This is a genomic window from Rhodococcus mengyinensis (assembly GCF_048381435.1).
Taxonomy (GTDB): Bacteria; Actinomycetota; Actinomycetes; order Mycobacteriales; family Mycobacteriaceae; genus Rhodococcus_F; species Rhodococcus_F opacus_D.
In genome coordinates, this window is sequence record NZ_JBLWIT010000156.1 from 1 (window position 1) to 13429 (window position 13429).

Annotated in this window: 13 protein-coding genes and 1 tRNA gene; 8 read left to right on the plus strand and 6 right to left on the minus strand. The window is 66.9% G+C overall.

From position 1 onward, the window contains the following. From aceE to ACNJ7E_RS41175, 6 genes are all read left to right on the plus strand, one after another. Positions 1–2748: pyruvate dehydrogenase (acetyl-transferring), homodimeric type (aceE, locus tag ACNJ7E_RS41150; RefSeq protein WP_418342521.1), on the plus strand; the 2748-nt coding region annotated here is incomplete at its 5' end. A 74-nt stretch (positions 2749–2822) separates the two neighbouring features. After that, a complete protein-coding gene (locus ACNJ7E_RS41155; protein ID WP_005261202.1) occupies positions 2823–4094 on the plus strand; it encodes a PucR family transcriptional regulator in 1272 nt (423 codons plus the stop codon). A gap of 127 nt (positions 4095–4221) precedes the next feature. Next, entirely contained in the window at positions 4222–5139 is a 918-nt protein-coding gene (locus ACNJ7E_RS41160) for an ACP S-malonyltransferase (protein WP_280782461.1), read from the plus strand. 106 nt (positions 5140–5245) lie between these two features. Further along, positions 5246–5557, plus strand: a complete 312-nt coding sequence (gene acpM, locus ACNJ7E_RS41165; RefSeq protein WP_005247839.1) for a meromycolate extension acyl carrier protein AcpM — start codon at positions 5246–5248, stop codon at positions 5555–5557. Between the two features lie 8 nt (positions 5558–5565). Next, on the plus strand, positions 5566–6816 hold the full coding sequence (locus tag ACNJ7E_RS41170) for a KasA/KasB family beta-ketoacyl-ACP synthase (protein ID WP_005247840.1): 1251 nt from the start codon (positions 5566–5568) through the stop codon (positions 6814–6816). Positions 6817–6910: 94 nt separating this feature from the next. After that, on the plus strand, positions 6911–8344 hold the full coding sequence (locus tag ACNJ7E_RS41175; RefSeq protein ID WP_009473915.1) for an acyl-CoA carboxylase subunit beta: 1434 nt from the start codon (positions 6911–6913) through the stop codon (positions 8342–8344). A gap of 72 nt (positions 8345–8416) precedes the next feature. On the opposite strand, the gene ACNJ7E_RS41180 is transcribed toward ACNJ7E_RS41175, so the two are convergent. From ACNJ7E_RS41180 to ACNJ7E_RS41195, 4 genes are all read right to left on the minus strand, one after another. Continuing rightward, positions 8417–8926 carry a DUF3145 domain-containing protein gene (locus tag ACNJ7E_RS41180; RefSeq protein WP_005247843.1) on the minus strand — a complete coding sequence of 170 codons (510 nt, stop codon included), beginning with the start codon at positions 8924–8926 and terminating at the stop codon, positions 8417–8419. A 125-nt stretch (positions 8927–9051) separates the two neighbouring features. Next, positions 9052–9870 carry a serine hydrolase domain-containing protein gene (locus ACNJ7E_RS41185; RefSeq protein WP_280782459.1) on the minus strand — a complete coding sequence of 273 codons (819 nt, stop codon included), beginning with the start codon at positions 9868–9870 and terminating at the stop codon, positions 9052–9054. 45 nt (positions 9871–9915) lie between these two features. Beyond that, a complete protein-coding gene (locus ACNJ7E_RS41190; protein WP_005247847.1) occupies positions 9916–11043 on the minus strand; it encodes an NDMA-dependent alcohol dehydrogenase in 1128 nt (375 codons plus the stop codon). Positions 11044–11153: 110 nt separating this feature from the next. After that, positions 11154–11672: a DinB family protein gene (locus tag ACNJ7E_RS41195; protein WP_280782458.1), complete on the minus strand. Its 519-nt coding sequence runs from the start codon at positions 11670–11672 to the stop codon at positions 11154–11156. Between the two features lie 66 nt (positions 11673–11738). On the opposite strand from ACNJ7E_RS41195, the gene ACNJ7E_RS41200 reads away from it, so the two are divergent. Together ACNJ7E_RS41200 and ACNJ7E_RS41205 are read left to right on the plus strand one after the other, a co-directional pair. Next, positions 11739–12191: an MBL fold metallo-hydrolase gene (locus ACNJ7E_RS41200; RefSeq protein WP_418342522.1), complete on the plus strand. Its 453-nt coding sequence runs from the start codon at positions 11739–11741 to the stop codon at positions 12189–12191. A 180-nt stretch (positions 12192–12371) separates the two neighbouring features. Beyond that, a complete protein-coding gene (locus ACNJ7E_RS41205; protein ID WP_378586641.1) occupies positions 12372–12572 on the plus strand; it encodes a hypothetical protein in 201 nt (66 codons plus the stop codon). 16 nt (positions 12573–12588) lie between these two features. Here ACNJ7E_RS41205 and ACNJ7E_RS41210 read toward each other — a convergent pair whose 3' ends face one another. Then, the gene (locus ACNJ7E_RS41210; protein ID WP_105415138.1) at positions 12589–13071 is read right to left on the minus strand and encodes an adenosine-specific kinase; all 483 of its coding nucleotides are present in this window, start codon (positions 13069–13071) and stop codon (positions 12589–12591) included. A gap of 94 nt (positions 13072–13165) precedes the next feature. Beyond that, positions 13166–13239 (minus strand) — tRNA-Ile (locus tag ACNJ7E_RS41215). Positions 13240–13429 lie beyond the last annotated feature (190 nt).

Genomic DNA, 13429 nt, shown 5'->3' on the forward strand with positions numbered 1-13429 from the left:
GTTCGCGTCATCCGTGAGGGTGTTGCGTCTTATCTGCCGGATATCGACCCGGACGAGACCACGGAGTGGTTGGAATCGTTCGACGGACTGTTGGACCGGTCCGGACCGACCCGTGCCCGGTATCTGATGTTGCGGATGCTCGAGCGGGCCGGGGAGAAGCACGTCGCGTTGCCGGCGTTGACGTCGACCGATTATGTGAACACCATCCCGACGGAGAACGAGCCGTGGTTCCCCGGTGACGAGGAGACCGAGCGCCGGTATCGGGCGTTCATCCGGTGGAACGCGGCGGTGATGGTGACCCGCGCGCAGCGCCCGGGCGTCGGGGTCGGTGGTCACATTTCGACGTATGCGTCGTCGGCGGCGCTGTACGAGGTGGGGTTCAACCACTTCTTCCGCGGCAAGGACCATCCCGGGGGTGGGGATCAGATCTTCATCCAGGGCCACGCCTCGCCGGGCATCTACGCCCGCGCGTTTTTGGAGGGGCGGATCCCGGCGGAGCGGATGGACGGGTTCCGGCAGGAACACTCGCACGCCGATCAGGGCGGCGGGTTGCCGTCGTACCCGCACCCGCGCCTGCTCCCGGATTTCTGGGAGTTCCCGACCGTGTCGATGGGGTTGGGCCCGATGAACGCGATCTACCAGGCCCGGTTCAACCACTACCTGCACGACCGCGGCATCAAGGACACCTCCGATCAGCACGTGTGGGCGTTTTTGGGTGACGGGGAGATGGACGAACCCGAATCCCGCGGCCTGGCGCACGTGGCGGCCACCGAAGGTTTGGACAACCTGACGTTTGTGGTGAACTGCAACCTGCAGCGCCTCGACGGCCCGGTCCGCGGCAACGGCAAGATCATCCAGGAGTTGGAGTCGTTCTTCCGCGGCGCCGGCTGGAACGTGATCAAGGTGGTCTGGGGCCGCGAGTGGGACGCACTGTTGCACGCGGACCGGGACGGTGCCCTGGTCAACCTGATGAACGTCACCCCCGACGGTGACTACCAGACGTACAAGGCCAACGACGGCGGGTACGTGCGGGAGCACTTCTTCGGGCGGGATCCGCGGACGAAGGAACTGGTGAAGAACCTCTCGGATCGCGACATCTGGAACCTCAAGCGCGGCGGCCACGATTACCGCAAGATCTACGCCGCGTACGCGGCGGCGATGGCGCACAAGGGGCAGCCGACGGTGATCCTGGCGCACACCATCAAGGGCTACACCCTGGGCAAGCACTTCGAGGGCCGCAACGCCACCCACCAGATGAAGAAGCTGACCCTCGATGATCTGAAGAATTTCCGGGACCTGCAGCGGATCCCGATCTCCGACGAAGAGTTGGAGAAGGACCCGAAGATGCCGCCGTACTACCACCCCGGCCCCGATGCCCCGGAAATCCAGTACATGCTCGACCGGCGTAAGGCGTTGGGTGGGTTCCTGCCCGAGCGGCGCACCAGCCCGGCGCCGTTGCCGCAGCCGGCGGACTCGACCTACGACGTGGTCCGCAAGGGCTCCGGGAAGCAGCAGGTCGCGACCACCATGGCGTTGGTGCGGATCATGAAGGAGCTGTTGCGGGACAAGGAGATCGGCAAGCGGATCGTGCCGATCATCCCGGACGAGGCCCGCACCTTCGGGATGGACTCCTGGTTCCCGTCCTTGAAGATCTACAACCGCAACGGGCAGCTGTACACCGCGGTGGATGCGGAGCTGATGCTCGCCTACAAGGAATCGGAGATCGGGCAGATCCTGCACGAGGGCATCAACGAGGCCGGCTCGACCGCCTCGTTCACCGCGGTCGGCACCTCGTATGCCACCCACGGTGAGCCGATGATCCCGCTGTACATCTTCTACTCGATGTTCGGGTTCCAGCGCACCGGCGACGGCCTGTGGGCGGCGGCCGATCAGATGGCCCGCGGGTTCGTCCTCGGCGCCACCGCCGGCCGCACCACCCTCACCGGCGAAGGACTGCAGCACGCCGACGGGCACTCGCTGCTGCTGGCCTCGACCAACCCGGCCGCCGTCGCCTACGACCCGGCGTTCTCCTACGAGATCGCGCACATCGTCAAGGACGGGCTGCGCCGGATGTACGGCGGCACCGACGGCGTGGACGGGTTCGGTGGCGAGGACATCTTCTACTACATCACCCTCTACAACGAGCCCTACTCCCAGCCCGCCGAACCCGCCGACCTCAACGTCGACGGACTGCTCAAGGGCATGTACCTGTTCAAGAAGTCCGAGGCATCGGGCCCGAAGGCGCAGATCCTGGTCTCCGGTGTCACCATGCCGGAGGGCCTGCGGGCCCAGGAACTGCTCGCCGACGAGTGGGGTGTGGCCGCCGACGTGTGGTCGGTCACCTCCTGGGGTGAACTGCGCCGCGACGGCATCGAACGGGAGAAGCAGGCCCTGCGCGACCCCGGCACCGACGCCCCGCTGCCCTACGTCACGCAGGCCCTGTCCGACGCCGCCGGCCCGTTCGTGGCGGCCTCGGACTGGATGCGCGCCGTCGCCGACCAGATCCGCCAGTGGGTGCCCGGCTCGTACACCACCCTCGGCACCGACGGGTTCGGCTTCTCCGACACCCGCCCCGCCGCCCGCCGGTACTTCAACGTCGACGCCGAATCCATCGTCGTCGCCGTGCTGTCCGCCCTCGCCGGCGAAGGCACCCTCGACCGCTCCAAGGCCGTCGAAGCCGCCAACCGGTACCGCATCGACGACGTCCGCGCCGCGGCCGTCTCGTACACGGATACCGGCAGCGCGTAACGCCGAGATCCTCCCCACCGCCGCCCGTGTGTCCGTCGGACTACACGGGCGGCGGTGGGCGTAGGTTCTTGACTATGGTCGAGCAGAGTCCGTTGGTCTCCCGCAGACGACAAACCCGGGATCCGTTGCCCGACGCACTGTTGCGTCGCGTCAAACAGTTCTCCGGTCGCCTCTCGACCGAGGCCGTCACGACGATGCAGGATCAACTGCCGTTCTTCGACGACCTCGATGCCGCTCAACGCTCCAACGTGCAGTTGCTGGTTCAAACGGCGGTCGTCAACTTCCTCGAGTGGCTCAAGAACCCGGACAGCGACATCCGGTTCAGCCTGGACGCGTTCCAGGTGATTCCGCAGGATCTCGCGCGCAGACTCACCCTCAGCCAGACGGTGGACATGGTCCGCGTGGCGATGGAGTTCTTCGAGCAGTGGCTCCCGGCGCTCGCCCGCAACGACCAGCAGCTGATCGCCCTCACCGAGGCCGTCCTCCGTTACGGCCGCGAACTGGGTTTCGCGGCCGCCTCGGTGTACGCGAGTGCCGCGGAGTCCCGCGGTGCGTGGGACACCCGGCTCGAGGCACTCGTGGTCGACGCCGTGGTCCGTGGTGACACGGGTTCGGACATGTTGTCGCGGGCGGCGACCCTCAACTGGGACGCCACCGCCCCCGCCACCGTCATCGTCGGCACTCCCCCCGAGGACGAACGGGTCTCCGTCGTCGGCACGGTCCACACCATCGCGCAGAAGCACGGTCGCGCCGCCCTCGCCGTGGTGCAGGGTTCGCGGCTCGTGATGGTCGTCAGCGGCGAACTCCAGGAGGGGTCGGGGCACTCGAGTTTCATGACCGACCTGCTCGGCAAGTTCTCGGACGAGCCGGTGATCATCGGGCCGACCACGCCGACGCTGGGTGCGGCGCACTTCAGTGCCGTCGAGGCGCTCGCTGCGATGCAGGCGGTCGCCGGCTGGCGGGGCGCCCCTCGGCCCGTTCACGCCGCCGAGTTGTTACCCGAGCGCGCACTGCTCGGGGACAACGCCGCGGTCACCGCTCTGAACGACCATCTGGTCGCGCCGCTGGCGGCCGCCGGAGGTGTTCTCACCGACACTTTGGACGCATATCTCGACTGTGGAGGTGCGGTTGAGACTTGTGCCCGGCAGCTGTTTGTTCATCCAAATACTGTGCGGTATCGACTCAAGAGAATCGCCGAAGTCACCGGTCGCGATCCGACGAATCCGCGGGATGCGTATGTACTCAGAGTGGCCGCCACGGTGGGTCGATTGACACATTCCCATAACGAACCCATATCACGTTTAACACCAGTCACACCCTTCCCATTCGGAGAAGCAGGGCTGTAACGAACGTCTGTCCAGATTCGATGCGAGGACCCCACGTGCAATTTTGTGGGAACCCAACAAATCCGCCGACAAAGGTTCATCCGCAACGACATCTCGCAGCACGCCGTTGACGGTGTTCTCTTGAAGAGTGATTTCGTTGCTCGCCCCGGGTCAGGGCTCTCAGACTCCCGGCATGCTCATCCCTTGGTTGGAGCTGCCGGGTTCTCATGACCGTGTCGCACTGTGGTCGAAGGCTGCCGGCCTCGACCTCGTCCGCCTCGGTACCACCGCGACAGCGGAGGAGATCACCGACACGTCGGTGACTCAGCCTCTCGTCGTGGCCGCCGCACTCCTCGCCTTCGAGGAACTCGACGCGCGTGGCCTGGTTCCCGCAGACACCATCGCGGCCGGGCACTCGGTCGGCGAACTCGCCGCGGCCGCGGTCGCCGGAGTCCTCTCCGCCGACGACGCCGTCGCCCTCGCCGCCGTCCGCGGCGCGGAGATGGCGAAGGCCTGCGCACTCGAACCGACCGGCATGTCCGCGGTCCTCGGGGGCGACGAGGCCGAGGTGCTCGCCCGCCTCGACGAACTGGGCCTCGAACCGGCCAACCGCAACGCGGCGGGACAGATCGTCGCGGCAGGTCTGCTGTCGGCGCTCGAGGAACTCGCGGCCAACCCGCCGGAGAAGGCGCGGGTTCGCGCCCTGCCCGTCGCAGGCGCGTTCCACACCCGGTTCATGGCTCCCGCGCAGGAGGCCGTCACCGTGGCTGCGTCCAAGATCACACCGGGTGAACCCACCCGCACTCTGCTCTCCAACGCCGACGGCGCACCGGTCGCATCCGGAGCCGACGCACTGACTAAACTGGCCGCGCAGGTAACCCGACCTGTGCGTTGGGACCTGTGTACCGCAAGCCTGCGGACCGCGCAGGTCTCCGCGATTGCGGAACTTCCACCAGCCGGAACCCTCGTCGGTATCGCCAAGCGTGAAATGCGCGGCACGCCGACTCTGGCACTCAAGACCCCGGGGGATATCTCCGCGCTAGCCGAACTGACAGAACTCGGCTAGTTTGCTGCGCGCACCTCGGTGCGTGCAGGGCCCGCAGGCGCGGCCGATGGGGACGTGCCTGCACAACTCCAGATACATCTACACCGAATCAGAAGGGAGCCACTCAGTGGCCGCCACCCAGGAAGACATCATCGCCGGACTCGCGGAGATCATCGAGGAGGTCACCGGTATTGAGCCGTCCGAGGTGACCATCGAAAAGTCTTTCGTCGACGACCTCGACATCGACTCCCTCTCCATGGTTGAGATCGCCGTCCAGACCGAGGACAAGTACGGCGTGAAGATCCCCGACGAGGATCTCGCCGGACTGCGCACCGTCGGTGACGCCGTGTCCTACATCCAGAAGCTCGAAGCAGAAGGTGGCGCCGACGCGGAGGCCGTGAAGGCGAAGCTCGAAGCTGCCAAGAACGACGAGGAGTGAGCTCAGCCGTGACTTCCGCCTCGACCAACGGGAAGCAGTTCCCCAACATCGTCGTCACCAGCCTCGCGGCCACGACGTCGATCGCTGGTGACGTGGATGCCACGTGGAAAGGCCTGTTGGCCGGCGAGAGCGGCATCGACACCATCCGGGAAGCCTTCGTCACGGAGAACGACCTTCCGGTGACGATCGGCGGCAAGCTCAAGGTGTCGCCCGACGAGTCGCTGTCCCGGGTCGAGATCCGCCGGATGAGCTTCGTCGAGCGGCTGGCGCTCGTCCTGGGCCGTCAGGTCTGGGAGAACGCCGGCAGCCCGGAGGTCGACAAGGATCGCCTCGGCGTCGTGATCGGCACCGGACTGGGCGGCGGCGAAGCTCTGATCGACGCCGTCGAGAAGATGAAGGCCGGTGGGTACCGCAAGGTGTCGCCGTTCGCCGTTCAGATGGTGATGCCCAACGGTCCGTCGGCCACCGTCGGACTCGAGCTCGGGGCCCGCGCCGGAGTGATCACTCCCGTGTCGGCCTGTTCCTCGGGTTCCGAGGCCATCGCCCATGCGTACCGCATGCTGGTGATGGGCGACGCGGACATCATCGTCGCCGGTGGTGTGGAGGGTTACCTCGACGCCGTGCCGATCGCGAGCTTCGCGATGATGCGCGCGCTGAGCACCCGCAACGACGATCCGAAGGCGGCTTCGCGGCCGTTCGACAAGGATCGTGACGGCTTCGTGTTCGGTGAGGCCGGAGCGATGATGGTCCTCGAAACCGAGGAGCACGCCAAGGCTCGCGGTGCCACCATCCACGCCCGTCTGCTGGGCGCGGGAATCACCTCCGACGGGTTCCACATCGTCGCTCCCGATCCTTCGGGTTCGGGCGCTGCGCGGGCCATGACGAGGGCGATCGAGACTGCTGGATTGACGAAGACGGACATCCAGCACATCAACGCGCACGCCACGGCCACGCCGATCGGTGACACGGCAGAGGCGAACGCCATCAAGGCTGCCGTCGGCAACCATGCTGCGGTGTACGCACCGAAGTCCGCGTTGGGGCACTCGATCGGCGCCGTCGGTGCGCTCGAGGCGGTGCTCACGGTCCTGAGTCTGCGTGACGGAGTCATTCCGCCCACGCTGAATCTCGAGAATCAGGATCCAGAGATCGACCTGGATGTCGTCAAGGGTGAAGCCCGTTACGGCGAGATCGATTTCGCGATCAACAACTCGTTTGGTTTCGGTGGGCACAATGTCGCGCTCGCCTTCGGCCGGGCCTGACAGCCGGTCCTGCTAGCTCGCGGGTGGAGACCCCTTCTCTGAAGGGGTCTCCACCCATCGACAGCCCACCCGGGCCCGCCACAAGGAGGACGCGATGACAATCTTGGCACCCGCGACTAAGTCCGATGCGTCGATCGATCCGCGCGATCCCCTTGCGCGCCTGGAGAAGCTGTTCGACGCCGGGACGGTCGTCCCCCTGCATCCGCGTGACAAGTCCGGTGTGCTGGCCGCGTCCGGCAACATCGACGGTGTCCGCACCATCGCATACTGCTCCGATGCCACCGTCATGGGCGGCGCCATGGGCGTCGAAGGCTGCAAGCACATCGTGACGGCGATCGACACCGCCCTCGAGGAAGACGCCCCGATCGTGGGTCTCTGGCACTCGGGTGGCGCGCGTCTCGCCGAGGGCGTCGAGGCCCTGCACGCCGTCGGACTGGTCTTCGAGGCCATGGTCCGCGCGTCCGGCCGCGTCCCACAGATTTCCGTCGTCCTCGGCTTCGCGGCCGGCGGTGCGGCGTACGGTCCTGCGCTGACCGACATCGTCATCATGGCGCCCGAGGCCCGCGTCTTCGTCACCGGACCGGACGTGGTCCGCAGTGTCACCGGTGAGCAGGTCGACATGGTGTCCCTCGGCGGTCCCGACACGCACACGAAGAAGTCGGGTGTCGCGCACATCGCCGCCCACGACGAGGGCGACGCCCTGCACCGGGCACGCCGCCTGGTGTCGATGTTCTGCGAACAGGGCGAGTTCGATCAGGCCGCGGCCGCGCACGGCGACACCGATCTCCGCGCGCTCATGCCCGAGTCGGCGAAGCGCGCCTACGACGTCCGCCCGATCGTTCACGAACTTCTCGACAACGTCGAGGGCGAGTCGAGTTTCGAGGAACTGCAGGGCAATTACGCCCGCAGCATCGTCACCGGTCTCGGACGCCTCGGCGGCCGCACCGTCGGAGTCATCGCCAACAACCCGCTCCGCCTGGGTGGCTGCCTGAACTCGGAGAGCGCCGAGAAGTCGGCTCGTTTCGTCCGGCTGTGCAACGCATTCGGCATCCCGCTCGTGGTGGTCGTGGACGTGCCCGGCTACCTCCCCGGTGTGAGCATGGAATGGGAAGGCGTCGTGCGTCGCGGCGCCAAGCTGCTCCACGCGTTCGCCGAAGCGACCGTTCCCCGCGTGACGGTCGTGACCCGCAAGATTTACGGCGGTGCCTACATCGCCATGAACTCCCGCGCGCTCGGCGCCACCGCCGTCTACGCGTGGCCCGATGCCGAGGTCGCCGTCATGGGCGCCAAGGCCGCTGTCGGCATCCTGCACAAGCGCGCCCTGGCCGCAGCGCCGGAAGACGAGCGTGAGGCCCTGCACGAGCGTCTGGCCGTCGAGCACGAGAGCATCGCCGGTGGCGTCGACCGCGCCGTCGCGATCGGTGTGGTGGACGAAGAGATCGACCCTGCCAAGACGCGCAGTGTCGTCACCGCCGCCCTCGCCGCCGCCCCCTCCAGCCGCGGCGACCACAAGAACATCCCGCTGTGATCTGAGCTCTGGTCGAGAGAAGGCCCCCGCCGTTGTTGTGGCGGGGGCCTTTTCGCGTCCGTGAGCGGGGTGTCAGCCGACGTCGCGGCGCAACCAGGTGACCTCGGCGCCTTCTCCGCCGCTGCGGAACGGCTCGAGAGCCTCGTCCCACGCGGTTCCGAGTGCGTAGTCCAGTTCGGCGGCGATGTCGCCGCCCGCTTGCATCAGTGCCCGTAGCCGCATCTCCCCCACGACGACATCGCCGTTCGCGCTGGTGGAGCCGTGCCACAGACCCATGCCGGGCACGTGGCTGTACCGTTCGCCGTCCACGCCCTCACTGGCGTCCTCGGTGACCTCAAAGCGCAGCATCGGCCAGGCGCGGAGCGCGTTGACCAGCCGTGAGGCGGTGCCGACAGGCCCCACCCAGCTGGTGGTCGCGCGCAGAACGCCGTTGGAGGCCGGCTGCGAGGTCCATTTCAGGTTGGCTCGGCAGTCGAGGGTCGCGGTCAACGCCCATTCGATATGGGGGCACAACGCGGCGGGCGACGAGTGGATGTAGACAACACCAGCCGTCGCGTCCGCGAACTGATTCAATGCGCGCACTCGAGCCTCCTGCTTCGACGAGGGACGTCTTCCCCAACGGCCTCAGTCGGTGTGTGCAGCGGGCTCGGTTGACCAGTGTGCCTTGTGATGCCTGTGTTGCGCCAGTGATTCGAGCAATCGGTGTGTCATCGTCTTCTGCGTTCCGAGAGGATACCGTCGCTCAGCTCGGTCCACAGGGGCTTGGCCCAGTCGCCGAAATCCCGGTCCGTCAATGCGACGCACGCCAGTCCGGCGGCCGGATCGACCCACAGGAAGGTGCCGGACTGCCCGAAGTGGCCGAACGTCCGCGGCGAGTTGCCGGTGCCCGTCCAGTGCGGGCTCTTGCCCGAACGAATCTCGAATCCCAGACCCCAGTCGTTGGGCCGCTGTGAGCCGTATCCGGGCAGGATTCCGTCCAGCCCGGGAAACTGCACGGAGGTGGCGTCCGCGAACGTCTGAGGCGAAATGAGGGCCGGGCGGAACAGTTCTGCTGCGAACCGGCCGAGATCGCCCGCCGACGCCTGCGCTCCGTGGCCGGCGGGCCCGACGAGCGCGGACGCGCTCATGAACAGTGGGGCGAAGACGGATTCCGCGACGTAGTCGGCGAAATCGATCGACGTCTCGGCGGTGAGGAAGTCGGCGAGCACCTCGTAGCCGGCGCTCGAGTAGATCCGCTTGCGCTCCGGTGCCGTCTGTACCCGGTTCGCATCGAACGCGAGACCCGACGCGTGCGCCAGCAGGTGACGCACGGTCGAGCCCTCCGGGCCCGCGGGCTGGTCGAGTTCGACGGCCCCCTCCTCGGTGGCCACCAGGACTGCGTACGCGCAGAGCAGTTTGGTCACCGAGGCCAGGGGGAAGACGCGCTGCTGGTCGCCGTACTCGCCGATCACCCCTTCGTCGTGCGACAGGACCACCGCCGCAGCGTTGTCCACGGGCCATCGGGCAATCTGATCGAGACTCTGCACCCGGTCAGCCTACGAGAGCGGCCCGCGGTCGGCTGCGGCGAGCCGTCACCAGTCGGCTTCGGTGTACCGGATGACGCCGCGAATGTTCTTGCCGTCGAGCATGTCCTGATACCCGTCGTTGACACCTTCGAGGGTGTAGGTGCGGGTGATCATGTCGTCGAGGTTCAGCTGCCCCGACTTGTACATGGCCAGCAGGTTCGGGATCTCGACCCGGGCGTTTCCGCCGCCGAAGATGGTGCCCTTCAAGTCCTTCTGCAGCATCGAGAAGAGGAACAGGTTCAGCTTGACGTCCATGTCGGTCATCGCACCCATGGCCGTGACGACGCACGTGCCGAACTTGCTGGTGAGCAACAGGGCTTCCTCGACGTATTCGCCGTGCATCTCCCCGACCGTGATGATCGTCTTCTGCGCCATCAACCCGTTGGTGAGCGCGATGATCGGCTCGATTGCGGCCGCGGCACTCTCGAACGCGTGGGTGGCCCCGAACTTCAGTGCCTGTTCCCGCTTCCACGGCACCGGGTCGATGGCGAAGATCTGACGCGCCCCGGACGCCACCGCGCCCTGCAGTGCGCTCATGCCGACGCCGCCCACCCCCATGATGACGACGGATTCGCCTGGCTTCACCTCCGCCATCCGCGTCGCCGAACCCCAGCCGGTGGGTACGCCGCAGCCGACGAGGGCGGCGACGTCGAACGGAATGTCCTTGTCGATCTTCACGACCGACGTCTCGTGCACGACCATGTAGGGCGAGAACGTCCCGAGGAGACACATCGGGATGACGTTTTCGCCGCGCGCGTGGATGCGGAAGGTGCCGTCGCTGATCGCCAGCCCGCTCAGGAGTCCCATTCCGAGGTCACAGAGATTCTGGTGTCCGGCCGAGCACGCCGGACAGCGTCCGCAGGCGGGCACGAACGAGAGCACGACGTGGTCGCCGACCTCGAGGTCCTTCACCTCCGGCCCCAACTTGGTGATGACGCCGGACCCTTCGTGGCCGCCCATCACCGGGAAGGACGCCATCGGCATCGAACCGGTGACGATGTGGTGGTCGGAGTGGCACATTCCGGCGGCTTCCATGCGAATCTGCACCTCGCCCGCAACCGGATCACCGATCTCGATCTCCTCGACCGACCACGGCTCGTTCAGGCCCCACAGGATCGCACCCTTGGTCTTCATGTGACTTCCAACCCTTCATTCATGTCTGCGCATCTGCTGATGTGACGATAGACACAAACGGTCCGAATTGGAACACGTTCTACCGAATCGGGTCCGGGAATCCGAAACTGTTACCCCGACACGTCGTGGAGATGGTGGATCGGATCGTGGACGAAGTACTTGGCCAGCGACTCCACCGTGAACGATGCGCCGTCGCTCCGCCGCCCGGTCCGCACCCGGAATTCCGGCGCGACGGCCTCGAAGGCGTCCGCCACCGCCGCACCGGCCGCACGCAGCTCGGCGTCCACGACGGCCGGATCCTGCTCGTTGTAGCGCTCGGCGACCGCGGTCTCGTCCTGATCCCAGTTCGGGAACAGTGGATCCGTCTCGTCGAGCACGATCCGGAGCCGGACGTCGAAGATCCGGAACACGTCGCGAACGTGTGCGGCGTACTCGAGCGCCGACCACGTCTGCTCGTCCGGCCGGACCCTCACATCGGGGCGGGTGAGGACCGGCGACCATGCCTCCGCGTTCGCCCGGACCAGCGCCGGAATGTCCTCGTACCGGGTTGCCGCCGAGTCGAACCCGCAGTCCGGGCACGCCCGGTCGAGGACCCAGGTCCAGTTCTTCGTGTCGGGAGTGATCGCCATGGCGGTCATCGTAGAACGGCCACAGATCCCGCCGTACGAATGCCGCCCACCGGTACGGTCGCGAGCATGCACGCCACCTTTCTCGGTGTTTCCACGATCCTGTTGTCCGACGGCGAGACGTCGCTGATGACGGACGGGTTCTTCTCCAGGCCGCCGCTCCTGCGCTCGGTACTCCGGCCGCTGCGCCCCGACGGTGCCGCCGTCGACCGGGCCCTCACGCGAACTCGAACCGACCGCCTCGCCGCCGTCCTCGTCGCGCACTCGCACTACGACCACGCGATGGACTCCCCCACGGTTGCGGAGCGCACCGGTGCGGAACTCGTCGGTTCGCCGTCGACGCGTCACATCGCCGAGGGTTACGGGTTCGCGATGGACCGGTTCCGGACGATCCAGGTGCGAACTCCCGTGAGGTACGGCGCATTCGAGGTGACGGCTATACCCGCCGAGCACAGCCCCCGGGCGAAGTTCCCGGGCACGATCGAACACGCGGTGCACCCGCCGGCATCGATCGGCGAATAAGCGCAGGGCGACTGCTTCTCGTTCCATTTCGCGCACCCCGACGGCCGCGTCCTCGTCCACGCCAGTGCGAACTTCGTTCTCGGCGCGCTCGACGGATACGACGCCGACACCGTCTATCTCGGCATCGGCACACTCGGCAAGCAGTCCGACCGCTTCCGCCGCGACTACTGGGACGCACTCGTGACCCGGACCGGCGCACGGCGGGTGATCCCGATCCACTGGGACAACTTCTGGAAGCCACTCGACCGGCCGCTGACACCGCTCCCCCGCTTCGCCGACAACTTCCGGCGGTCCCTGCGGTTTCTCACCGAGAGAGGCCTGGCCGAAGGTGTCGACGTGCAACTCCCGGTTGCCTGGGAACGAGTCGATCCGCTGGCCTAGTCCGGGCTTCGCTCGCTCAGAGCTTGTAACCGATCGTCCGGAGCAACGCCTTGCGGTCGGCGACGTCGGCATCGGTCTCGACACCGGCGGGTGGGCGTCCGTCGATCACGCCGGCGATGCCCCGGCCGAGTTCCGTCTCGGCCACGATGATTTCGAGGGGGTTGGCGGTAGCGCAGAAGATGCCGCACACCTCCGGCACCTGCTTCAGCGTGTTCAGGACGTTGACCGGGTAGCCGTCCTCCAGGAACACGAAGAACGAGTGTCCCGCGCCGACCGCGACGGCGTTGCGGGTGGCCAACTCGACGAGACGGTCGTCGTTGCCGGAGCAGCGCACGAGGCGAGGACCCGAGGCCTCGCAGAACGCGACACCGAACCGGAGGTGCGGGCTCACTCCGACCAGGGCCTCGTGCACGTCCTCGACGGTCTTGATGAAGTGGGACTGTCCGACGATCACGTTCATGTCGTCGGGTTTGTCGATCGCCACGATCTGCAGATCCACGATGGCCTCCTCGGATGCCTTTCAGTCTGCCCCGCTCCGGCACGGAGAACAACGACGGAGCGGGCGTTCGACTTCGGGGATCCGCGGACAACGGTGGGGCGGGCGGGGCTCGAACCCGCGACCAATGGATTATGAGTCCACGGCTCTAACCGACTGAGCTACCGCCCCATCGCCGCACTACTCGCGATCGCGGCGTGCCGATGTTACCGTGCGCCCGCCGTGGGCGCGTAGCCGGGACGAAGCCCGCCCTGACAGGACTTTTCGTGGTCGGCGAACCGAATCGTGTCCCGACGTGGGCACTGCCCCGTCGCCGTGTGTGCGAACGCGTCTTCCGGGGTACGCGGATGTGATCCGCACT

Coding starts and splice junctions, on each gene's coding strand:
- ACNJ7E_RS41190 (WP_005247847.1), bottom strand. CDS start 11,043: ATGAAGACCAAGGGTGCGATCCTGTGGGGCCTGAACGAGCCGTGGTCG.
- ACNJ7E_RS41200 (WP_418342522.1), top strand. CDS start 11,739: ATGCACGCCACCTTTCTCGGTGTTTCCACGATCCTGTTGTCCGACGGC.
- ACNJ7E_RS41175 (WP_009473915.1), top strand. CDS start 6,911: ATGACAATCTTGGCACCCGCGACTAAGTCCGATGCGTCGATCGATCCG.
- ACNJ7E_RS41195 (WP_280782458.1), bottom strand. CDS start 11,672: ATGGCGATCACTCCCGACACGAAGAACTGGACCTGGGTCCTCGACCGG.
- ACNJ7E_RS41155 (WP_005261202.1), top strand. CDS start 2,823: ATGGTCGAGCAGAGTCCGTTGGTCTCCCGCAGACGACAAACCCGGGAT.